The 22,354-nt window shown below is 68.6% G+C and carries 22 protein-coding genes; 12 read left to right on the top strand and 10 right to left on the bottom strand.

Features of this window, described 5'->3' with window-relative positions; genetic code table 11:
- Nucleotides 1–277 precede the first annotated feature (277 nt).
- Complete coding sequence (locus BN3385_RS10320; RefSeq protein ID WP_059016699.1) at nucleotides 278–2,020, top strand: Ig-like domain-containing protein; 1,743 nt, start codon at nucleotides 278–280, stop codon at nucleotides 2,018–2,020.
- Nucleotides 2,021–2,026: 6 nt separating this feature from the next.
- On the opposite strand, the gene BN3385_RS10315 is transcribed toward BN3385_RS10320, so the two are convergent.
- Nucleotides 2,027–3,322, bottom strand: coding sequence for an ammonium transporter (locus tag BN3385_RS10315; RefSeq protein WP_082690416.1), 1,296 nt, complete (start codon nucleotides 3,320–3,322; stop codon nucleotides 2,027–2,029).
- A 95-nt stretch (nucleotides 3,323–3,417) separates the two neighbouring features.
- On the bottom strand, nucleotides 3,418–3,918 hold the full coding sequence (locus tag BN3385_RS10310; protein WP_059016697.1) for a DUF427 domain-containing protein: 501 nt from the start codon (nucleotides 3,916–3,918) through the stop codon (nucleotides 3,418–3,420).
- Between the two features lie 105 nt (nucleotides 3,919–4,023).
- Between BN3385_RS10310 and BN3385_RS10305 the strand changes: the two genes are divergently transcribed.
- Nucleotides 4,024–6,351 (top strand): xanthine dehydrogenase family protein molybdopterin-binding subunit, encoded by a 2,328-nt coding sequence (locus BN3385_RS10305; protein WP_059016696.1) that lies wholly within the window; start codon nucleotides 4,024–4,026, stop codon nucleotides 6,349–6,351.
- 45 nt (nucleotides 6,352–6,396) lie between these two features.
- Here the strand turns inward: BN3385_RS10305 and BN3385_RS10300 are convergent, their stop codons facing one another.
- From BN3385_RS10300 to BN3385_RS10290, 3 genes are all read right to left on the bottom strand, one after another.
- Entirely contained in the window at nucleotides 6,397–6,879 is a 483-nt protein-coding gene (locus tag BN3385_RS10300; protein ID WP_059016695.1) for a (2Fe-2S)-binding protein, read from the bottom strand.
- Nucleotides 6,872–7,747 carry an FAD binding domain-containing protein gene (locus BN3385_RS10295; protein WP_059016694.1) on the bottom strand — a complete coding sequence of 292 codons (876 nt, stop codon included), beginning with the start codon at nucleotides 7,745–7,747 and terminating at the stop codon, nucleotides 6,872–6,874. The genes BN3385_RS10300 and BN3385_RS10295 overlap by 8 nt, the downstream gene beginning before the upstream one ends.
- Before the next feature lie 63 nt (nucleotides 7,748–7,810).
- Entirely contained in the window at nucleotides 7,811–8,113 is a 303-nt protein-coding gene (locus BN3385_RS10290; protein ID WP_231748713.1) for a hypothetical protein, read from the bottom strand.
- Nucleotides 8,114–8,252: 139 nt separating this feature from the next.
- Here BN3385_RS10290 and BN3385_RS10285 point away from each other — a divergent pair, with 139 nt between their 5' ends.
- A complete protein-coding gene (locus BN3385_RS10285) occupies nucleotides 8,253–9,830 on the top strand; it encodes an LCP family protein (RefSeq protein WP_059016693.1) in 1,578 nt (525 codons plus the stop codon).
- Here the strand turns inward: BN3385_RS10285 and BN3385_RS10280 are convergent.
- Complete coding sequence (locus BN3385_RS10280; protein ID WP_059016692.1) at nucleotides 9,827–10,657, bottom strand: SDR family oxidoreductase; 831 nt, start codon at nucleotides 10,655–10,657, stop codon at nucleotides 9,827–9,829. The genes BN3385_RS10285 and BN3385_RS10280 overlap by 4 nt on opposite strands.
- Nucleotides 10,658–11,133: 476 nt before the next feature.
- Here BN3385_RS10280 and BN3385_RS10275 point away from each other — a divergent pair, with 476 nt between their 5' ends.
- The 5 genes from BN3385_RS10275 to BN3385_RS10260 all read left to right on the top strand — a co-directional run bounded on the left by BN3385_RS10275 (nucleotide 11,134) and on the right by BN3385_RS10260 (nucleotide 14,099).
- Nucleotides 11,134–11,490, top strand: a complete 357-nt coding sequence (locus tag BN3385_RS10275; RefSeq protein WP_059016691.1) for a hypothetical protein — start codon at nucleotides 11,134–11,136, stop codon at nucleotides 11,488–11,490.
- A 100-nt stretch (nucleotides 11,491–11,590) separates the two neighbouring features.
- Entirely contained in the window at nucleotides 11,591–11,935 is a 345-nt protein-coding gene (locus BN3385_RS10270) for an intersectin-EH binding protein Ibp1 (protein WP_353612224.1), read from the top strand.
- Between the two features lie 26 nt (nucleotides 11,936–11,961).
- Nucleotides 11,962–12,438 (top strand): hypothetical protein, encoded by a 477-nt coding sequence (locus BN3385_RS10265; protein ID WP_059016689.1) that lies wholly within the window; start codon nucleotides 11,962–11,964, stop codon nucleotides 12,436–12,438.
- A gap of 32 nt (nucleotides 12,439–12,470) precedes the next feature.
- Complete coding sequence (locus BN3385_RS28085; protein WP_156432713.1) at nucleotides 12,471–12,635, top strand: hypothetical protein; 165 nt, start codon at nucleotides 12,471–12,473, stop codon at nucleotides 12,633–12,635.
- A 3-nt stretch (nucleotides 12,636–12,638) separates the two neighbouring features.
- A complete protein-coding gene (locus tag BN3385_RS10260) occupies nucleotides 12,639–14,099 on the top strand; it encodes an alpha,alpha-trehalose-phosphate synthase (UDP-forming) (RefSeq protein WP_059016688.1) in 1,461 nt (486 codons plus the stop codon).
- Nucleotides 14,100–14,112: 13 nt separating this feature from the next.
- On the opposite strand, the gene BN3385_RS10255 is transcribed toward BN3385_RS10260, so the two are convergent.
- Nucleotides 14,113–15,030, bottom strand: a complete 918-nt coding sequence (locus BN3385_RS10255; RefSeq protein WP_082690415.1) for a 3-oxoacyl-ACP reductase — start codon at nucleotides 15,028–15,030, stop codon at nucleotides 14,113–14,115.
- A gap of 24 nt (nucleotides 15,031–15,054) precedes the next feature.
- Nucleotides 15,055–15,246 carry a ferredoxin gene (locus BN3385_RS10250; RefSeq protein WP_059016686.1) on the bottom strand — a complete coding sequence of 64 codons (192 nt, stop codon included), beginning with the start codon at nucleotides 15,244–15,246 and terminating at the stop codon, nucleotides 15,055–15,057.
- A 177-nt stretch (nucleotides 15,247–15,423) separates the two neighbouring features.
- On the opposite strand from BN3385_RS10250, the gene BN3385_RS10245 reads away from it, so the two are divergent.
- The 4 genes from BN3385_RS10245 to BN3385_RS10230 are packed head-to-tail and all read left to right on the top strand — an operon-like array spanning nucleotide 15,424 to nucleotide 19,940.
- Complete coding sequence (locus BN3385_RS10245; protein WP_059016685.1) at nucleotides 15,424–16,608, top strand: acyl-CoA dehydrogenase; 1,185 nt, start codon at nucleotides 15,424–15,426, stop codon at nucleotides 16,606–16,608.
- A gap of 17 nt (nucleotides 16,609–16,625) precedes the next feature.
- The gene (locus BN3385_RS10240; RefSeq protein WP_059016684.1) at nucleotides 16,626–17,723 is read left to right on the top strand and encodes an acyl-CoA dehydrogenase family protein; all 1,098 of its coding nucleotides are present in this window, start codon (nucleotides 16,626–16,628) and stop codon (nucleotides 17,721–17,723) included.
- 8 nt (nucleotides 17,724–17,731) lie between these two features.
- Complete coding sequence (fadD17, locus tag BN3385_RS10235) at nucleotides 17,732–19,264, top strand: long-chain-fatty-acid--CoA ligase FadD17 (RefSeq protein WP_059016683.1); 1,533 nt, start codon at nucleotides 17,732–17,734, stop codon at nucleotides 19,262–19,264.
- Between the two features lie 16 nt (nucleotides 19,265–19,280).
- The gene (locus BN3385_RS10230) at nucleotides 19,281–19,940 is read left to right on the top strand and encodes a cutinase family protein (protein WP_156432712.1); all 660 of its coding nucleotides are present in this window, start codon (nucleotides 19,281–19,283) and stop codon (nucleotides 19,938–19,940) included.
- A gap of 6 nt (nucleotides 19,941–19,946) precedes the next feature.
- On the opposite strand, the gene BN3385_RS10225 is transcribed toward BN3385_RS10230, so the two are convergent.
- Both BN3385_RS10225 and BN3385_RS10220 read right to left on the bottom strand, forming a co-directional pair.
- A complete protein-coding gene (locus tag BN3385_RS10225; RefSeq protein ID WP_059016681.1) occupies nucleotides 19,947–21,509 on the bottom strand; it encodes an acetolactate synthase large subunit in 1,563 nt (520 codons plus the stop codon).
- Complete coding sequence (locus BN3385_RS10220; protein ID WP_059016680.1) at nucleotides 21,506–22,336, bottom strand: amidohydrolase family protein; 831 nt, start codon at nucleotides 22,334–22,336, stop codon at nucleotides 21,506–21,508. Before BN3385_RS10220 ends, BN3385_RS10225 begins: the two co-directional genes overlap by 4 nt.
- Nucleotides 22,337–22,354 lie beyond the last annotated feature (18 nt).

The raw sequence follows: 22,354 nt of genomic DNA, 5'->3' as shown, positions 1-22,354 counted from the left end.
CTGTTGTTGGTCGGGCCAGCCGTCGGTGACCCGCAGTTGGACGGCGGATGAACACCTGGTTGTCCGCGCTGCCCGGCGCCGATCCAGCCCGAAGAATGGCGACGTGGGCTGCAGTCTGTTGCTGGGTATTGCCGCGATCGTGCTGGCTGCCGCCCTGATCGGGCTGCGCTGACCGACCGTTATGGCGGTCTTCGGCGAGTCGCCGGGCCCGGCACCCTAAAATCAACGCCGCCGCAGGTATCCATCTGCGCGGAGTCGGGGGAAGGCGGGTAGTTCGATGTCAACACCCCGAATCGGTGTCCGGGTCGGTGCAGCAGCGTTCGTCGTCGGCTTGTCGCTGGTCGGACCGCAAGCCGTGGGCATCGCGCTGGCTGACGGTGCCGACCAGGATTCCGGATCGGTTTCGGCAGGCCCCTCGACGTCGGGCGCCTCCTCGACCGGACACTCGGCACGGTCGGCCCGCACCAAGAGTGCCGATACCCCCGGGTCTGCCTCGGCCACCGGATCGACGACCGCGGGCGCGGCACGCACGACGTCCACCACCGTCAGTACCCGCACCGTCGGCAGCCGCCTGCCGAGCACCGGTCATGCCCGGCGGGTGCCGGCCACCGAAGCTGCGGTCACCGATGCCACGGCGTCATCGGCGAGTGAGGACACCACCTCGACGACGGCGGCGGCCACCACCGTCGTCACCGTCACGTCGAGCCCGAGCGCGAGCGCCGTCGTCGCGACCCCGGATGACATCAGCGCACTGCGGGTGCCGAGCGCCAGTGCGTCGGCGTCCTCGGTCACCGATGTCTTCACCAATCTGCTGACGTCGGTGGGCTCCTTCTTCGAGGGCATCGGCCTGCTGGTGCGGCGAGCGTTCTTCAATCAGGCACCCACCGTCGCACCGGTTCAGACCAGCGGTCAGACCGGCGGCACCATCAGCGGCAGCCTCAATGCCGTGGATCCCGAGGGCGACCCCATCGTCTACGCCGTCACCCAGACGCCCCACTACGGCAGTGTCACAGTCGATTCCGCGGGCAATTACACCTACACACCCGGTAGCGGGTTCGACGGTGTCGACGCGTTCACCATCTCGGCCACCGACTCCGGGCTGCACATCAATCTGCTGGACCCGCTGCGGTCGCCCGACACCGGCGCGCTGGTGTCGGTGACCCAGAACGACACCGTCACCCGGGTGGCGTTCAGCTTCATCTACGGGTCCGGCGCCCAGTTCTGGTCCAGCGCCGCGCGCGCCGCGCTGCAGTCGACGGCCATCTATCTGTCGTCCTATATCGAGGCACCCCAGCCGGTGACCATCACCTACAACGTCACCGGCGAGTATTCCTTCTTCACCTCGACACTGGCCTCGGCCGGAAGCGATCTGGTGTCGAGTGACCCCGGCTTCTACAACACCGTGGTGCAGAAGAAGATTCAGACCGGCCAGGATCTCAACGGTTCGGCGGCCGACGGCGAGATCACCTGGAACTTCAAGTACTCCTGGGCCTACGGCGATACCGTGGCCCCCGGCCAGTACGACTTCCAGTCCACCGCCCTGCACGAGTTGATCCACACCCTGGGCTTCCTGTCGGTGATCGACAGTGCGGGCAACAACACCGGCGACAACTGGACCACCTTCGACGGCTTCGTGGTGACCTCCACCGGCGCGCACCCGATCAACGGCAGCTACAACTGGGTCTCCACCTACAACCCGTATCTGACCGGTGGCAATCAGGGGCTGTACTTCGGTGGCGCCTTCGCGATGGCGGCCAACAACGGCAACCCGGTCCCGCTGTACACGCCCAACCCCTGGGAATCCGGCAGTTCCATGTCGCACCTGGACGATACGACGTTCACCGGATCCAACGCCAAGCTGATGAACGCCTCCACCGACACCGGTTTGGGCGTGCGGACCCTGAGCGCCATCGAGATCGGCATCCTCAAGGATCTCGGCTACCAGATGACCGATCCGCCGCAGAGCCTGGCGGTGTTCGTGTTCGGCTTGGCCTTCCTGCGCCGCCGCAAGCGGCGCTGACCGCGCTCAGTCCTCGTCGTCGGAGCGGGGACGGCCTTCCCCGAACAGGGGCCTGCGCAGCGGCTGATGGCCGTGCACCCCTTCGGCATACGCCGTTTCGGCGTGCTGGGCGAAGTCCACTCCGGCCATCTCGTCCTCGGGACTGAGCCGGAAGCCCATGGTCCGGTCGATGAGCTTGGCCAGGCCGTAGGACATGACGAACGCGTACGCGGCGACAACCACCATCCCGAGCGCCTGCTTACCGAGCTGGGCCAGACCGCCACCGAAGAACAGCCCTTCGGGACCGCCCGTCATGACCGCGGTGGCCAAGAAACCGATGAGCAGCACGCCGACCACCCCGCCGACAAAGTGCACCCCGACCACGTCGAGCGAATCGTCATAGCCGAAGCGGAATTTCAGCCCGATGGCGAACGCGCACACGATTCCGGCGGCCACCCCGACGATGGCGGCACCGAGGGTGTTGACCGTTCCGCAGGAGGGGGTGATGGCGACCAGGCCGGCCACCACGCCCGAGGCGGCACCGAATGTGGTGGGCCTGCCGTCGCGGATCTGCTCGACCGACAACCAGCCCAGCATGCCGAGGCACCCGGCGACCAGCGTATTGAGGAAGATCGCGGCCGCAGCTCCGTTGGCGGCCAGCGCGGATCCCGCGTTGAAGCCGAACCAGCCGAACCACAGCAGTCCGACGCCCAGCAACACGAACGGCAGATTGTGCGGGCGCATCGCGTCGACCTTGAACCCGATCCGGGGTCCGAGGACCAGCGCCAGCGCCAGCGCCGAGGCACCGGAGACGATCTCGACCACCAGCCCGCCGGCGTAGTCGAGCACACCGAGCTTGTACAGCCAGCCGCCAGGCGCCCAGACCCAATGCGCCACAACCGAATACACCAGCACCGCCCAGATCGGGACGAACACCATCCAGGCGGCGAACTTGGCCCGGTCGGCGATCGCACCGCTGACCAGGGCCGCGGTGATGATCGCGAAGCTGAGCTGGAAGGTGGCATAGAGGAGCTCGGGCACCGAGCCGTGGACGGTGCTCGGGTCGATGCCCGCCATCCCGATATGGGACAGATCGCCGATGAAACCGCCGGCGCTGTCACCGGAGAAGGCCAGCGAGTAACCGACCAGCAGCCAGGTGACGGTGACCAGCGGGATCGCGATGAAGCTCATCATGATCATGTTCAGCACGCCGGTGGTGCGGACCATGCCGCCGTAGAAGATGGCCAGCCCGGGTGTCATCAACAGGACCAGCGCGGTGCTGGCGAGCAGCCAGGCGGTGGCGGCGGGATCGATCGAATTCAAGTCCGGCTCCTTCGACGGTCCCGACGAGAATGTCGGCGCGGTGTTTCCAACGTGCGGCATTCATGTTTCTGCCGTGTTTCACACCGTGCGGGTGATCACCACCCCATCGAGCCCGGGATGCCCTTGAAGGGGCCGGCAACCCAGCTGGTGATCCAGCCGCCGTAGAAACCGCCGGGCTGGGGCACCACGGTCTCGCCGTTGACCGTGCAGCGATCCACCTGCCCGGCCATCACGGCGATCGCGCCGGCGATCGGTTCGAAGCCCCGGGTCGGGTTCGGGTAGGTCCAGGCCGCCTTGGGTGCGGTACGGGCCTCGGTCACCAGGTCGTAGTACCGGGCCTGGCCCTTCCACTCGCACCACGACGAGCCCGGCGCATCCCGCAGCACACCGTCGGCGAACGCCTCCCGGGGCAGGTAGTAGGTGGGCGGGTGGCTGGTTTCCAGCACCCGCCAGCCGCGGTCGGTCGAGGCGATCACGGCGCCACCGAGTTCGATCGTGATCGAGCCGTCGAAGGGCTCCAGCCGGGGCGGGCGCGGGTAGTCCCACACCGACTCCTGCCCGGGTCCTGGTTTCTCGGGTGTTGGACGGATGCTCATCCTTCGACGATACGAGCCGACGGTGACGTCACCGCGACCCTTGGGTACGCTCTGCTGAGCGACTGCTTAGCGCAGTCCTGACGGCGACGAATTGGAGCGAAAGCCATGGCCGCACCTGCCGCCCGTTATGCGGGGACCCGGGTACCCCGGGTCGAGGACACCCGACTGCTCACCGGGCACGGGACCTACGTCGACGACGTGATTCGCCCCGGCATGCTGCACGCCTGCTTCGTACGCAGCCCGTTCGCACATGCCCGGATCATCAGCATCGATGTCTCGGGCGCCCTGGCACTGCCCGGCGTGCACGCGGTCTTCACGGCGGCCGACCTCAATCCGGACGTCAAGGAGGCCTGGCATGCGGTGACGGGCCGGGATGTTCCCGACACCCCGCGCCCTCCACTGGCCGAAGGCACCGTCAAATTCGTCGGAGACCCGGTGGCGATCGTCGTCGCCGAGAACCGTTACGTCGCCGAGGATGCCCTCGAACTCATCGACGTCGACTACGACCCGTTGCCCGCCATCGCCGATGTCACCCGTGCCGTCGGCAACGAGGCCGTGGTGCACGACGCCTACCCCGACAATGTGGCGGGCGGCCTGGCCGGCGCACCGCCGGACGAGGCGGTGTTCGACGCGGCGGCCTGCGTGGTGTCCGAACGCATCTATCAGCAGACCCACGTCCCGGTGCCCATCGAAACGCGCGGCCTGGTCGTCGAATGGGTCGCTGCCGCACAGGAATTGACGGTGTGGGCGTCCACCCAGACGCCGCATGAACTGCGCGCCTTTGCCGCCCGGCTGCTCGGCATCCCGGCCCAGCGGGTGCGGGTGATCGCCCGCGACACCGGCGGTGGGTTCGGTCAGAAGGTCGTGCCGATGCGCGAGGACATGTGCATCCTGCTCGCCGCGCGCAAGGTGCCGGCCGCGCTCAAGTGGATCGAGGACCGCCGGGAGAACCTGATGTCGGCCGGCCAGGCCCGCCACGTCGACGGCACCGCGCGGATGGCGTTCGACGCCGACGGATCGATCTGCGCCGTCGATATCGATTTCATCCAGGACGTCGGCGCCTATCCCACGCCCTATCCGGTCTTGACCACGGCCGCGATCGGGATGTTCTTCCCCGGCCCTTACCGGGTGCCCAGGGCCAGCTTCAAGTACCAGACCGTGTTCACCAACACCAGCGGGCTGGCCGCCTACCGCGGACCGTGGCAGTACGAAACCCTCACGCGCGAAATCCTTCTCGATATCGCCGCCCGCAAGATGGGCATCGACCCGGTCGAGTTGCGCCGCCGCAACCTGCTGCGCGGTGACGAGATGCCCTACGTCAACCCCAACGGCATGCCGTATGACCATGTCGCGCCGATGGACACCTTCGAGCAGGCGGTGAAGATCCTCGACCACGAGGGGTTCCGCAAGGAGCAGGCCGAAGCTCTGGCGCAGGGCCGCTACATCGGGCTGGGGTTCTCGGCCTACATCGAGCCGACTGGCGCGGCCACCGGCCATCTGGCCACCGAAGGCGCGACGATCCGCATCGAGCCGACCGGCCGCATCAACGTCTATGTCAACGGCGGCTCGAGTGGCAACAGCATCGAGACCACCGTCGTCCAGCTCACCGCCGACGCGCTCGGTGCCGACATCGACGATGTCGCCACCATCCAGGGCGATACCGCCGTCACCCCCTATGGTGCGGGTACCCAGGGCAGCCGCAGCGGGCCGATGACCGCGGGTGCGGTCAGCGAGGCCGCCGCCATCGTGCGCGGCCAGCTGGTCGCCATCGCCGCGCACATCCTCGGCGTCGAGGCCGACCGGGTGGAGCTGTCCGGCTCGCACGCCGCCGTGGTCGACGAGCCCAGCAGCAGAATCAGTTTCGCGGATCTGGCCTACCGCGCCTACTACGAGCCGCAGCAGCTGCCGCCGGGCATGCCGGCCACGCTGGAGGCGACGGCGCGGTTCACCTCGCAGACGCCGATCCACTGGGCCAACGCCACCCACGCCTGCACCTGCGAGGTGGACGTCATCACCGGCCGGGTGACGCTGACCCGCTACATCGTCAGCGAGGACGTCGGCCCGATGATCAACCCGAACATCGTCGAAGGCCAGATCGCCGGCGGCACCGTGCAGGGCATCGGCGGGGCGCTGCTCGAACACCTTGTCTACGACGATGACGGAAACCCGTTGGCCACCACGTTCGTCGACTATCTACTGCCCACCGCCAGCGACGTGCCGCCCATCGAGTACGGCCACATCGAGGTACCCAGCCCCGGCGTCGGAGGTTACAAAGGCTGCGGCGAGGGCGGGGCCATCGGCTCGACACCCGCGGTGATCAACGCGATCAATGACGCGCTGGCACCGCTGGGGGTGACGATCACCCGGCTGCCGGCCACCCCGGCGCAGATCGTCGCGCTGATCGAGGCGGCAGGCCGGGCGCACTCGCGTTGAGTTGGCACTGAGAGCACCGCCCGGGGCGCCGCCCTCAGTGCGGTCTCAATGCCCGCTGTCGGCCGAATTCGCCGCCAGCCGAACGGCATTGACGATGCCCTGGTAGCCCGTGCACCGGCAGAAGTTGCCGGACAGCCCGTCGCGGATCTCCTCGTCGGTGGGGTGCGGGTTGTCGCGCAGCAGTGCGGTGATCGACATGACGAAACCGGGCGTGCAGAAACCACACTGCAGGCCGTGGCAATCCCGCAGCGCCGCCTGCACCGGGGACAGCTCCCCGTCGGGACCGGCCACACCCTCGACGGTGCACACCTGCGCCCCGTCCGCCTGGACCGCGAACACCAGACAGGACCGCACGGCGGCGCCGTCGAGCAGCACGGTGCAGGCGCCGCACACGCCGTGTTCGCAGCCGAGGTGGGTGCCGGTCAGTCCGCACCGCTCACGCAGGAAGTCGGCCAGCGTCATTCGCGGTTCGACGCTGGCTTCAGCGGGAGTTCCGTTGATGGACAACCGGATAGAACGCTCATGCATCGAGTGCCTCCTTGACGGCCGCCTGCCACGCCTGGGCGGTCATCGCTGCGCCGACCCGTCGTCGATAGTCCACTGAGCCCTGCAGGTCGGCGGGGATGTCCTCGAGCCCGGCCATCGCGAGCTCACCGAGTTCACCGGAATCGATGTCGCCGACGGGGCGGCCGGTGACCGCCGCCTCGGCAGCCGATGCGCGCCGCGGCGTGGCGCTGAGCGCCAGCAGGCCGATGGCGCAGCGCCGGATGGTGTCGTCGGTGTCGAGTTCGACGGCCACTACTGCACCGGCGATGGCGAAATCGCCGTGCCGGCGGGCGAATTCACGGACGGCGAAGCCGCACCGGCCCGACCACACCGGGAACCGGACGCCGACGAGTACCTCGTCGGGTGCCATGGTCGTCTCCCAGACCCCGCTGAAGAAGTCGGCGGCGGGAATGCGCCGGACACCGGATGCAGAGAGCGCTTCCATCTCGGCGTCCAGGGCCATCGCGACCGCCGGATACTCGGCGGCCGGGTCGGCATGCGCGATCGACCCGCCCAGCGTGCCGCGGCTGCGAATCTGAAAATGGCCGATGAACGGGGTGGCGCGGGTCAGCAGCGGCACCGCGGAGCGCACCTGCTCGTCGGCCCCGACCGTGGCATGAGTGGTGCCGCCACCGATCCAGAGCTCATCCCCGTCGCGCCGGATCCCCCGGATCTCGTCGAGGCGGGAGATGTCGATGAGGTTGTCGAAGAAGGCCAGCCGCATCGCGAGCATCGGCACCAGGCTCTGACCGCCACCGAGCAGCTTGGCGTCGTCACCGAAGTCGGCGAGCATCTGCGCGGCCTCGGCGGCACTGGCGGGCCGGTGGTAATCGAACGGCGCCGGCTTCACCGCAGCCCACCGCGACAGGTCATGCTAAGCACATGCTCAGCATAGCGGTGTGTGGAGTCGGCGCTACCGCGGAGTGGGCCGGGGCAGGATCGGCCGGTTGTTCCCGCCGCCGCCCCAGCCCGGGTCGAGGATGATCGACAGCCCGCCGTCGGAGCAGTACGGGTCGTAGTCGCAGGGGTAGGGCACGTACGGACCCGCGGTCGGCGGTGGCGGCTGGCCGCTGCCGCGGACCTGGCCCTGCGCACACACCGTGGCCCCGCCGGAGTTCACGCACTCGGCTGCCGCAGGTGCGGCGGCAGACAGTCCGGCGCCCAGTACCCCGCCTGTGAGAAATGCCGCTGTCCAGCAGCGCGCGACCGTCCCCATAGTGACGCCTTCCCGCTCTCTGCAAAGCCCTGATCTGGGCAGGAGCGTACTTGAGCGGACCACGTGCGGAGGGCGTTCGCGGCGGAAGCAGGCAGGACTAGCTGGGACGCCCGCAGCAACTGACCTCATACTGGCGATCATGAATCCGACGCCGCCTGCGCCGGCGGCCGCTGCGGGCAACCGCCACGGCCGCCATCGCGGTGGCGGCCCGGCCCCGGCCCGGCGGGCGGTGCGCCTCCTGCGCCGAACCCTGGTGGGCCTGGTATCGGTGCTGGTCGTGATGGCTACCGGCGTGGCCTACTCGCAGGCGCACGGACTGCTCGGCGGCATCACCATCTCGCGCGCGCTGGGCTCCGATGAGCCGCGGTCCACCGGCGGGGCGATGAACATCCTGTTGATCGGTCTGGACTCCCGCAAGGACCAGGACGGCAACGAACTGCCCGATGAGGTGCTGGACAAGTTGCATGCCGGCGACTCCGACGCGGGCGGCTACAACACCAACACCCTCATCCTGGTCCACATCGGCGCCGACGACCGGGTGGTGGCGTTCTCCATCCCGCGCGACGACTACGTGGCGGTCACCGGGATCAAGGGCTACGACCACATCAAGATCAAAGAGGCGTACGGGCTGACCAAGTTCCAGACCGAGCAGAAACTCGTCGACGAAGGTGTCGAGGACCGCGCGGAGCTGGAGAAGGCCGGCCGGGAAGCGGGCCGCAAGGCCACCCTGCGGGCGGTCCGCAATCTGACCGGCCAGCCCATCGACTACTTCGCCGAAGTGAACCTCGCGGGCTTCTACGATCTCGCCGAGAGTCTCGGCGGCGTCGAGGTCTGCCTGAATCACGCCGTCCACGACGACTATTCGGGCGCGGACTTCCCCGCGGGCCGGCAACGACTCGACGCGGCCCAGGCGCTGGCGTTCGTCCGGCAGCGCCACGGCCTGGAGAACGGCGACCTGGACCGCACCCACCGCCAGCAGGCCTTCCTGTTGTCGGTGATGCACGAACTGCAGCAATCCGGCTCGTTCACCGATATCGATAAGTTCCGGCGGCTGATGGACGTGGCCCGCAAGGACATCGTGCTGTCCGAAGGCTGGGGTGAAGACCAGTTCCGCCGGATGGCCGCACTGGCCGGCGGTGACGTCGAGTTCCGCACCCTGCCCGTGGTGCGCTACGACAACATCAACGGCCAGGACGTCAACATCATCGACCCGGTGAAGATCCGCGCGGAGATCGCCAACGCCATCGGGACCGGCACGACGACCACCACGGCCGCGACAACGGGTGCAGCGCAACCACTTCCGCCGGCCAATCCCCTCACGTCGATCACCGTGGTCAACGCCAGCGAGACCTCAGGCCTGGCGTCGCAGGCCGCTGCGTTGCTCGGCACGAAGGAGTTCACCGTCGAAGAAGTCCGCGACCGCGAATCCGGCGAACCCGTCGACACCGTGGTCACCTACGGACCCGGCGGCCAGACGGACGCGCAGTCAGTGGCCACGGTGCTCGGGATCGACAACGCGCCGCAGCTCAACAGCACGCTGGCCGCCGACCACATCCGGGTGATCCTCGGCGACGGCTACGACGTGCCGACCGAACAACCCGTGACCGAGGAAGTGGCCGAATCCAGCACCACGCAGGGCTGGTACGGGATGACGACGACGCCGACGCCGGATCAGGGCAAGCCGATCGACGGCGGCGGCATCCCCTGTGTCAACTAGACGACGCCGCGCAGACCGTCGGCGCCGTACGCGGGCTCCAGCATGGCCGAGTAGTCCGGGCCGCGGCGCAGGCTCTGCCCGCCGTCGACCCCGATGATCTGCCCAGTGACCCACTGGGCGGCATCGCTGAGCAGGAACAGCGCCGTGTTGGCGACGTCCTCCACCTCGCCGGGCCGCGGCAGCGGGGTGCATTCGGCGTAGTCGCCGCTGATCTCCGGGGAATCGAGCACCAACTGGACCAGCTCGGTGCGGATCAGACCGGGCCGGATGCCGTTGACCCGCACCCACGACGCGCCGAGTTCATCGGCGGCCAGCTTCACCAGGTGATCCAGACCCGACTTGGTGACGCCGTACGGCCCGAACCAGCGGTGGGTGTTGCTGGATGCGATCGAGGAGATTCCCACGAAGGAGCCACCGCCGCCACGCACCATCTCGCGGGCGGAGTGCTTGAGCACGTACATCGAACCGTTGATGTTGAGGTCGACCGTCGCCCGCCAGGCCTCGGAGTCCATCTGGGTGATCGGCCCGATGGTCTGCGAACCGCCCGCGCAGTGCACGACACCGTGCAGCCGGCCGTTCCAGCTGGTCGCCGCCTCCACCGCAGCGGCCACCTGGTCCTCGTTGGTGACGTCGGTGGACTGGTACCGGACATCGCCGGCCGGGGCGTTGGCCTTGATCTCGTCGGCGGTCGCGGCCAGCCGGTCGGCGCCGCGGCCGACGATCAGGACCCGCGCGCCCGCCTTGGCCAGACCTTCTGCAACCCCCTTGCCGATTCCGCTGCCACCACCAGTGACCAGGTACGTCCGATCTTCGAACGAGAGCTGCACGCCGCACTCCTCACACAAAACTGGAACAAGTTCTACGTATCGAACCATGACGGACCGTTGGCGAAAAGAGGCCGTCCCACCGCTACCCGAGCGCGCTGCAGGATCGCCCACAGCGAACAATTTGAAGGCTGAAACAGAGCGGCCGGGGCAGCCTCTGAAGCCCCGCCAGCACCTCCTACCACAGGCGGTAAAGCACCCCTGAAATTGCCTCGAAGCCACATTTCGCGAGGGGCGAAAACGGAATTCGCGCCCGGGGACGATCGCGAAGACGCGCTCGCCACATTCGGATATGCCTTGTTCAGAGCTACTTTTGTGACGGCACCAAAGGGCCAGGGAATTGCGTCGAAATTTATTGACCCCGGTGTAACGCACGTCAGGTTACGGGCGATAAAACTCCCGAACAACTGCGGTCGGGGGAAGGCAGCCATACACTGCTTTCACACAGCCGCTCAGCAAACCGAGTAGAAAGCACCATCATGGCTACCTTGAAGTATTCGGCGCGACGCCTGGCCCTGGCCGGCGGCTTCGCGCTCGCAGTCGCAGCCGCTCCGGCGGTGGCTGCTTTCACCGTCCCGACCACCGGCCCGGCTCCGGCCGTTGCCGAATGTGCCCCGGGCGAGGTCGTGAACACCGAAGGCGTCGGCTGCCTGCCCGCGCCGCCGGAGACCCAGCCGGGCGACGTCGCCTTCTCCACCCCGGGCGACACGAACAGCGTTCCCGAGGTCCAGGGCATCCCTTGCACAGGCGCAAACACCGGTCAGTGCATAGGATTGCAGGAAGAGCAGCAGGCTCCGGTCGTGGAGCCCCACTCGACCATCTCGTCCAGTCCGTAAAACGGAGCGCCGGCAGCGGTACTCCGTCGTCCTTCTCTAGGAAGTGTGAAGTATGGCGAACTCCTCCTCTGTCGGCCGACGCATCCTCCTCGCGGGAGGGTTGAGCATCGCGATCGCAGCCGCTCCGGCGGCTGCGTTCGTGGCTCTGCCCTCGCACGCCCCGGCGGGCCCCGCGATCGCATGCCCCGCCGGTGAGGTCGAGGACATCTACATCGGCGAGTGCACCCCGGAGTTGGTCCCGAACGCGCCGGGCGGCAACTACCCGACCCCCAGCCCGGGCGGCAGCGGCGGTGTGGAGTTCTCCACCCCCGGTGACCCGGGCAGCGTGCCGGAGGTCCAGGGCATTCCGTGCACCGGCGCCAACACCGGCCAGTGCATCGGTCTGGAAGAGGACCAGCCTGCTCCGGTCGTCCAGCCGCGCACCAGCATCTCGTCCAGCCCGTAACACCGGAGGGACCAGGAGGGGCAACGATGCCGATCCATTCCAGCCGAGCCGCAACACTGCTGACCGCGGGCGCCTTCGCGCTCGCGGTCGCAGTCGCGCCTGCCGTCGGCATCCTCTACGCCGCACCGCCGGCACTCGCCGAGGGTGAAGGCGGGGTGCCCGAGCCCCAACCGGTTCCGGTGCCGGCACCGCAAGCCGATCAGCCGGGAAACTCAGCGGGCTGCCAGTCCGGTGAGTCCCTGGACCCGTCGACGGGTAACTGCGTGCCGACGATGACGCCGTTGGAGACCACCCAGGGCGACCAGCCGCAGCCCGATCAGGCCCCGCCACCGCAGACCGGCGCCGAGACCAGCACCGTAGTCACCGGTGATCCGGCGAACCTGGTGCCCAACCTCAACGGCTACCCGTGCACCGGCTACTGGGAGTCGGCGGCGTGCTACGCCGTCAGCCAGACCGAGGGACCCCCGGTCGAGCCGAAGTCGACGATCTCCTCCAGCCCGTAACCGTCGGAAAGACCTTCACCTAGAGTTGAGTTATGCCTGCTAAATCAGACCCCGCGGACATCGACGACGTGGAGCCGCTGGCCGACAGCACGGCCCGCCAGGCCCGTCGCGTCGTCGCCGCCTACGCCACCGACGCCGACGAGTGCCGCGTCTTCCTGTCGATGCTCGGTATTGGGCCGTCAAAGCTCGAGGCCTAGACCGTGGCCGGAGGCAAGAAGAGCGGCTCCGGAAACTCTGAATTCGTCGTTGTCGCCAACCGGCTCCCGATCGACATGGAGCGGCTGCCCGACGGCAGCCTCACCTGGAAACGCAGCCCGGGCGGGTTGGTCACCGCACTCGAACCGCTGTTGCGTCGCCATCGCGGCGCGTGGATCGGCTGGCCGGGCATCGTCGACGGCCCCGAAGATCCGATCGTCGAAGACGGGATGCAGCTCTATCCGGTGCGACTGAGCGCCGAGGAGTTCGCCGAATACTACGAAGGATTCTCCAACGCCACGCTGTGGCCGCTCTATCACGACGTGATCGTCAAACCGGCCTATCACCGCGAGTGGTGGGATCGCTACGTCGACGTCAACCGCCGGTTCGCCGAGGCCACCTCACGCGCGGCCGCCGAGGGGGCCACCGTCTGGGTGCAGGACTACCAGTTGCAGCTGGTGCCCAAGATGCTGCGGATGCTGCGCCCGGATCTGACCATCGGCTTCTTCCTGCACATCCCCTTCCCACCGGTCGAGCTGTTCATGCAGATGCCGTGGCGCACCGAGATCATCGAAGGTCTGCTGGGTGCCGATCTGGTCGGCTTCCACCTGCCCGGCGGGGCGCAGAACTTCCTGTTCCTGTCGCGAAGGCTGGTGGGCGCCAACACCTCTCGCGCCTCGGTCGGTGTGCGGTCCCGGTTCGGTGAGGTGCAGTTGGGGCTGCGCACGGTCAAGGTCGGCGCCTTCCCGATCTCCATCGACTCCGCCGAGCTGGACCGCACCGCGCGGGGCCGGGAGATCCGCAGGCGGGCCCGCGAGATCCGCGCCGAACTGGGTAACCCGCGCAAGATCCTGCTCGGCGTGGACCGGCTCGACTACACCAAGGGCATTGACGTACGGCTCAAGGCGTTCTCGGAGCTGCTGGCCGAGGGGCGCGCCAAACGCGATGACACCGTCCTGGTGCAGCTGGCCACCCCGAGCCGCGAGCGGGTGGAGAGCTACCGGATCCTGCGTAACGAGATCGAGCAGCAGGTCGGCCACATCAACGGCGAGTACGGCGAAGTCGGGCATCCGGTGGTGCACTACCTGCACCGCCCGGTGCCGCGTGACGAACTGATCGCCTTCTTCGTCGCGGCCGACGTCATGCTGGTGACCCCGCTGCGCGACGGCATGAACCTGGTGGCCAAGGAGTACGTCGCCTGCCGCAGCGATCTCGGCGGTGCGCTGGTGCTCAGCGAATTCACCGGTGCGGCAGCCGAATTGCGCCAGGCTTACCTGACCAACCCGCATGACCTCGAAGGCGTCAAGGACACCATCGAAGCCGCGCTGAACCAGACCCCGGAGGAGGGCCGCAGGCGGATGCGTGCGCTGCGCCGCCAGGTGCTGGCCCACGACGTGGACCGCTGGGCGCGTTCGTTCCTCGACGCGCTCGCCGACGCCAAGTCGGGCACCGACACGATCGACTAGGTCGACCGGCGACTCAGTCGCCCATCAACCCCATCACGCCGAAGGTGCGTTCCGGGTCGCGGTCGGCGAAGTAGTCACTCATCGATGCGCTGAGCGCAGCCGGGTCCCACGCCGCACCCTCGGCGTGGAAGCGGTGCTCGGCGGTCGGAGCGGCCACCAGCGTCACCGTGGGACCGTAGACGACGAAGATCTGTCCGCTGACCTTCTGCGAGGCCGGCGAGGCGAGATAGCGCACCAGGGTGACCACGTGGTCCGGGGACAGCGGATCGATCTCGCCTTCCGGCGGCGCCTCACCGAACACGCCGGCGGTCATCGCGGTGCGCGCCCGCGGCGCGATCGCGTTGGCCGTGACGCCGTAGCGCCCGAGCGCCCGGGACGCGGTCAGCGTCAGTGCAGTGATGCCGGCCTTGGCGGCGCCGTAGTTGGCCTGCCCGACCGGGCCGGACAGCCCGGCCTCCGAGGAGGTGTTGATGATCCGGCCGTAGACCGAACCGTCATTTTCCTTGGCCTTGTTGCGCCAGTACGTCGCCGCATTGCGGGTCAGCAGGAAGTGGCCCCGCAGATGCACCGCGATGACGGCATCCCAGTCCTCGTCGGACATGTTGAACAGCATCCGGTCCCGGGTGATGCCGGCGTTGTTCACGACGATGCTCAGCCCGCCGAGCGAGTCGGCGGTCTCCACCAGCTCGTCGGCCGTGGACCGCTGGCTGATGTCACCGATCACGGCCACGCCCTTGGATCCGGCGGCGCTGATCTCGTCGAGCACGTCGGAGGCGTCCAGGGCGGCGGCCATGTCGTTGACGACCACCGTCGCACCGGCCTTGGCCAGTCCGATCGCCTCGGCACGGCCGAGACCGGCGGCGGCGCCGGTCACCACGGCGACGCGGCCGGACAGGTCGTGTGGGTCTTGGGAACCGTCGTGTGCGGTCAACTTATGAATACCTCTAACGTCGGGTCAGTCGCGGCGGGTGAGCGCGGCGCGGGGGCATTCGGCGATGGCCTGCTCGGCCAACTCCTCCTGGTCGGCGGGGATCGGGTCCTTGGTCACGTACACGTAGTCCTCGTCATCGAGTTCGAACAGGTCCGGCGCAATTCCCACGCAGACGGCGTTCCCCTCGCAACGATCACGGTCGACTTCGACACGCATGACAACCTCCTTGCCCGACAGACCCCGACAGCCGGGGGCATTCGCAGCACCACGATACGACGAGATCGGCTCCCTGCCGGTCTCAAAGGGCGCTGGACCCCAAGACTAGAACGTGTTACAACCGGAGGTGTCGGCGGGTCGCCGACAGGCGCCGAAAACCGAGCTGAAGGGCCAGCCATGCGGATCAGTTACACCCCTGAGCAAGAGGAGCTGCGCCGCGAGCTCCGCTCGTACTTCACCAAGCTGATGACCCCGGAGCGTCAGGAGGCGCTGAGCTCGACCTCCGGCGGCGAGATCGGCACCGGCAACGTCTACCGCGAGACTGTCTCCCAGATGGGCAAGGACGGCTGGCTGACGCTGAACTGGCCGGAGGAGTACGGCGGGCAGAACCGCGACCCGATGGACTCGCTGATCTTCACCGACGAGGCCGCCATCGCCGGGGCACCGGTGCCGTTCCTGACCATCAACAGCGTCGCGCCGACCATCATGGCCTTCGGCACCGAGGAGCAGAAGAAGTTCTATCTGCCCAAGATCGCCTCCGGCGATCTGCACTTCTCGATCGGCTACTCCGAGCCGGGCGCCGGCACCGACCTGGCCGCGCTGCGCACCACCGCGGTGCGCGACGGTGACGATTACGTGGTCAACGGCCAGAAGATGTGGACCAGCCTGATCCAGTACGCCGATTACGTCTGGCTGGCCGTCCGCACCAACCCCGAGGCCAAGAAGCACCGCGGTATCTCGGTGCTGATCGTGCCGACCGCCGCCGAGGGCTTCTCCTGGACGCCGGTGCACACGATGGCCGGCGTCGGCACCAGCGCCACCTACTACCAGGATGTGCGCGTCCCGGTGACCAGCCTGGTCGGCGAGGAGAACGGCGGCTGGAAGCTGGTGACCAACCAGCTCAACCACGAGCGTGTCGCGCTGGTGTCCGCACAGCCGATCTTCCTGGCGCTCAACCAGGTTCGGGAGTGGGCGCAGAACACCAAGGACGCCCACGGCAACCGGCTGATCGACTCGGAGTGGGTGCAGCTCAACCTCGCCCGCGTGCACGCCAAGGCCGAGTACCTCAAGCTGATCAACTGGGAGCTGGCCTCGGCGAAGACCGGCACCCTCAACCCCGCCGACGCGTCGGCGGCCAAGGTGTTCGGCACCGAACTGGCCACCGAGGCCTACCGTCTGCTGATGGAGATCCTCGGCCCGTCGGCAACCCTGCGCCAGGATTCCCACGGCGTGCTGCTGCGCGGCAAGGTCGAGCGGATGCATCGCTCCGCACTGATCCTGACCTTCGGCGGCGGCACCAACGAGATTCAGCGCGACATCATCGGCATGGTGGCCCTCGGCCTGCCCCGAGTGAACCGCTGAGCCCAGAGAGGACTGACATGGATTTCACCAGAACAGAAGCAGCACAGGATCTCTCGGGCCTGGTCCGTACGATCGTCGACGCGGTGTGCACACCGGAGCATCAGCGCGCGCTCGACGGCCTCGATCAGCGCTTCGACACCGAGCTGTGCCGCAAGCTGATCGACGCCGACATCCTGAGCACCGCCGCCCCTGAATCGATGGGCGGCGGCGGGTTCGGCACGCTGGAGCAGACCGCCATCCTGGCCGCGCTCGGCCGCCAGCTGGCCGCGGTCCCCTACCTGGAGTCGGTGGTGCTCGGCGCCGGTGCGCTGGCCCGCTTCGGCTCCGCGGACCTTCAGCAGCAGTGGGCCGCACCGGCGGTGGCGGGCGAGAAGATCGTCACCGTCGCCCTCGACGGCGAGTGGGGCCAGGGCCCGGTGCAGGCCACCGCATCCGGTGCCGGGTTCCGCCTTACCGGCACCCGGATCCAGGTCCCGTTCGCACCCGTTGCCGACGCCTTCCTGGTTCCGGCCGAGACCGATTCGGGGACAAAGCTTTTCCTGGTCACCGCTACCGACCCGGGGGTTTCGGTCACGCCGCTGCTGACCACGGGCAAGAACAGCACCGGTGAACTGGACCTGTCCGGCGCCGAGGTCGGCGCCGACCGGGTGGTGGGTGACGCGGACGCGCTGGCCTGGCTGGCCACCCACAAGACGCTGGGCTACAGCGCCTACCAGCTCGGCGTTCTCGAGCGAGCCCTGGAACTCACCGCCGAATACGCCCGCACCCGTGAGCAATTCGACCGTCCGATCGGCAGCTTCCAGGCCGTCTCGTCGCGGCTGGCCGATGACTACATCGACATCAAGGGACTGCGGCTGGCCATCGATCAGGCGTCGTGGCGGCTGTCGGAGGACCTGCCCGCCGACATCGAGGTGGCCACCGCGGCGTTCTGGGCTGCTGAGGCCGGCCACCGGGTCGCCCACACCACCGTGCACGTCCACGGCGGTGTCGGCATCGACGTCGACCACCAGGTGCACCGCTACTTCATCACCGCCAAGGAAGTGGAGTTCGCCCTCGGCGGCGCCACCACGCAGCTGCGCCAGATCGGTCGTGAGCTGGCCGAGACCCCGGCCTGACCAGATCCGTGACCGGTGAGCCGACCGTCACCGGCCTGCTGGTGCCGCTCGTCGACGTCGACGACCGCGGCATCAGCGCCGACGACGGGTCCTACTCGACCTGGCGTGAGCACATCTCCGATGCCGCCGCGCTGGCCGCTGCGCTGCACGCCCGCCTCGATCCGGACCAGCCGCCGCATGTCGGTGTGCTGCTGGGCAATACGCCGTTCTTCTCCCGGGTGCTCATCGCCGCGGCCCTGAGCGGGCTCGTCGTCGTCGGGCTGAACCCGACCCGGCGCGGAGCGGCCCTGCGCCGCGATATCGAACACGCCGACTGCCAGCTGGTGCTGGCCGATGGCGACCCGGCGGGCGAGCAGACCTACGGGCCGGACTTCGCGCCGGCCGGGATGCCGGTGATCGATGTGGCGGCACCGGCCTGGGCCGAGGAACTGGCGTCCTACCGAGGGACGCCGGTCACCTTCGCCGACAGTGCCTCCGACGATCTGTTCATGCTGATCTTCACCTCCGGCACCAGCGGTGAACCCAAGGCCGTGCGGTGCACCCATGAGAAAGTGGCCGGCCCCGGGGTGATGTTGGCCGACCGGTTCGGCCTGGGCGCCAGCGATGTCTGCTACCTGTCGATGCCACTGTTCCACTCCAACGCGGTGATGGCCGGCTGGGCACCAGCGGTGGCCGCCGGGGCGGGAATTGCCCTGCGCCGCAAATTCTCCGCATCGCAGTTCATCCCGGACGTGCGCCGGTTCAACGCCACCTACGCCAACTACGTCGGCAAGCCGATGTCCTACATCCTGGCCACCCCGCCCAAACCCGATGACACCGACAATCCGCTGCGCATCGTCTATGGCAACGAGGCCGCACCGCGCGACATCGACCGATTCGCCACCCGCTTCGGGGTGACGGTGGTCGACGGGTTCGGGTCCACCGAGGGCGGGGTGAACATCGCCCGCACCCCCGACACCCCCGAGGGTGCACTCGGTCCGCTGCCCGAGGGCCTCGACATCGTCGACGTCGACACCGGCCAGTCCTGCCCGCCCGGTGTGATCGGGGAACTCGTCAACCTCAACGGGCCCGGCAACTTTCGCGGCTACTACAAGGACCCGGGCGCCGAATCCGAGCGGATGGCCGGCGGCATCTACCACAGCGGCGACCTGGCCTACCGCGACGAGGCGGGCTACGCGCACTTCGCCGGCCGGCTCGGCGACTGGATGCGGGTGGACGGAGAGAACCTGGGCACCGCACCGATCGAGCGGGTGCTGATGCGCTACCCCGACGTCACCGAGGCAGCGGTGTACGCCATCCCCGACCCGGATGTCGGCGACCGGGTGATGGCCGCACTGGTGGTGCCGGAGGGCACCGAGTTCGACCCGGTCAGGTTCCGGGACTTCCTGGCCGACCAGCCCGACCTGGGCCCCAAGCAGTGGCCGCGGTTCGTGCGGGTCGGGGTCAGTGTGCCGCGCACCGAGACGTTCAAAATCATCAAACGGAAGCTGTCGGCCGAGGGTCTGGACTGCGCCGACCCGGTGTTTGAAATTTCGCGCTGACGGCTACCGCTTCCGGGTGAAACTCCCGTACCTGGCCTGCGCGGTCGTCGCCGCAACCGCGTCGCTGCTGGCAGTGCCGCATGCCCAGGCCGCCGATTGCCCCGACATCGAAGTGGTCTTCGCCCGCGGAACCTGGGAACCGCCCGGCGTCGGCCGCATCGGCCAGGCGTTCGTCGACGCGGTGACCGCCGATGCCGGCGGCAAGTCGGTCAACGTGTATCCGGTCAACTACCCCGCGAGCACCGACTTTCCCCGGGCGGTCGACGGAGTGCTGGACGCCAGCAACCACATTCGGGCCACCGCGCTGAACTGCCCGAACACCAAGATGGTGCTCGGCGGCTACTCGCAGGGCGCGGCGGTGATGGGGTTCGTGACGGCCAACGCGATGCCCGACGGGTTCACTCCGCCGCCGGGACTGACCGGTCCGATGCCCGACGACGTCGCCGATAACATCGCCGCGATCGCCCTGTTCGGCAAGCCCTCGCCGGGGTTCCTGAACACGATCGGCGCGCCGCCGATCGCCATCGGTCCGCTGTACGCCGCCAAGACCATCGACATGTGTGTGGCGCAGGATCCGATCTGCTCCGACGGCGGCAACGACGGCGCCGCGCATGGGATGTACGCGGCCAACGGCATGGTCGGTCAGGCCGCGCAGTTCGCGGTCAAGCGGGTCTAGTCCGGTTCAGCCCGCGATCGAGGGCATGACCGCCTCGATGAGATGGGGGCCGGGTTCCTCGAACGCCCAGCGCAGCGCGTCGGCGAGTTCCTCGGCGGTACCCACCCGCCGGGCCGGTACCCCCATGCCCTTGGCGATGCGCACGAAATCGAGTGTGGGACTGGTCAGGTCGAGCAACGACTGCGCTTTGGGCCCCGGCCCGTCGGCGGCTGAACCGGTCTGGGCCCCGACCCGCTGCAGTTCGATGCGCAGGATGTCGTAGGCCCGGTTGGCGTAGACCACGGTCGTGATGTTCAGGTTCTCCCGCGCCTGGGTCCACAACGCGGAGATCGTGTACATCGCCGAGCCGTCGGACTCCAGACACAGCACCGGCCGGTCCGGGGCGGCGATCGCGGCCCCGATCGACACCGGCAGCGCATAGCCGATGGCTCCACCGGTCAGCGTCAGCCAGTCATGGGCGGGCGCTCCGGCAGTCGCTTGTGCCAGAAGGAATCCCGACGTGTTCGACTCGTCGACCACAATCGCCCGCTCCGGCAGCAGGGCACCGATCACATCGGCCTGGGTCTGAACGGTCAGCGGGCCGGATGGCAGCGCGGGCCGTGACGCGGGCGCCAGCGCGGCGGTCTCGTCCGGTGCCAGGCGCTGCGCGAGCGCATCCAGTGCGGCGGCAGCTCCGACCGGACCGGCCAGGGTGTGCACCTGGCAACCGTCGGGCACCAGGTCGCTGGGCTTGCCGGGGTAGGCGAAGAACGACACCGGGTGCGGCGCCCCGGCCAGCACAATGTGGGCAGCACCGTCGAACTGTGCGGTGGCGGCCTCGGCGAAGTAGGCCAGCCGTTCGGCGGCGGGCAGCCCGGCGCCACGCTCCAGACGCGTCGGGAACGTCTCGCAGATGACCTTGGCACCGCACGCCTGGGCCACCCGCACCGCGGCGGACAGGCCGGGTGCATGCGTGGCATCCCCGCCGATCAGCAGGATGGTCGGCGCACCGGAAGTGAGCACCCCGGCGATCGCGTCGAGATCCGGTGCGGACGGACCACCCTGGGCTGCAACGGGTTTGGCCGGAGCCGCGCCGTCCCCCCAGGAGATGTCGGCGGGCAGGATCAACGTCGAGATGTGCTGGCCGACGCGGGCCGAGGCGATGGCCTCGGCGGCGTCGGTGGCCACGTCGGCCACCGCGCCGGTGCGCCGCAGCCACCCCGAGACCGTGCCGGCCACCGAGTCGATGTCCGACTCAAGCGGGGCGTCGTACTTCTTGTGATAGGTGGCGTGATCGCCGATCACCACCAGCATCGGCACCACCGCGCGGCGGGCGTTGTGCAGGTTGGCCAGCCCGTTGCCCAGCCCCGGCCCCAGGTGCAGCAGCACCGCGGCGGGGCCGTCGGCGATCCGGGCATACCCGTCGGCCGCCCCGGTCGCCACCCCCTCGAACAGCGTGAGAACGCCGCGCATCTGCGGCACCGTGTCCAGGGCCGCCACGAAGTGCATCTCAGAGGTGCCGGGGTTGGCGAAGCACACCTGCACACCCTCGGCGACCAGCGTGCTGATCAGTGCCTGTGCGCCGTTCACGCCGCGGCCTTCAGCATGGTGAACACCCGCACCGCGTTGCCGTGCAGGTAGTCCGCCTCGGCGGTGTCGGACAGCCCCAGCTCGTCGAGACCGTCCAGGGCGTGGGCGTGCCCGATCATGGGATAGTTGCTGCCGAACAGTACTTTTCGGGCGCCGGTTGTGGTCTTCATGAACGCCACAAGCTCCTCGGGTAGACGTCGGGTGGTGTAGGCGGAGGTGTCGATGTAGACGTTCTCGTGCTTGCGGGCGACGGCGATCATCTCCTCGGTCCACGGATAGCCGACGTGACCGCACACGATGACGAGTTCAGGGAAGTGCAGCGCCACCTCGTCGATGTAGGGAATGGGCCGTCCGGTCTCCGAGGGCCGCAGTGGGCCGGTGTGTCCGACCTGGGTGCAGAACGGCACACCGAGTTCCACGCATTCGGCGTACAGCGGGTAGTAGCGGCGGTCGGTGGGCGGGGCGCCCCACAGCCACGGCACCACCCGCAGCCCGACGAAACCGTCGTCGCGCACCCGACGGCGAAGTTCGCGGACCGCGACCATCGGCCGGTCGAGGTCCACTGCGGCCAGCCCCGCGAACCGGGTCGGATACTGCCGAACCCAGTCGGCGACCTCGTCATTGGAGATCAGGTCATGGCCGTGCGGTCCGCGCCAGGCGCTCAGCAACCCGATGTCGACCCCGGCGGCGTCCATCGCCGCCACGGTGGCCGCGATCGGCAGTTCCTGCTCGGGGATCTCGCCACCCGTCCAGCGGCGCAACGACGCGAAGATGTCGTTGGCCAGGAAGCGCTGGGTGGGGTGCTGCATCCACACGTCGATCGTCATCGCGTTCGACTGTAGACG

It is taken from the genome of Mycobacterium sp. M26 (genome assembly GCF_001494595.1).
GTDB lineage: Bacteria > Actinomycetota > Actinomycetes > Mycobacteriales > Mycobacteriaceae > Mycobacterium.
The sequence above is the reverse complement of the archived record's forward strand: the minus strand, read 5'-3'. Positions and strand labels throughout refer to the sequence as shown.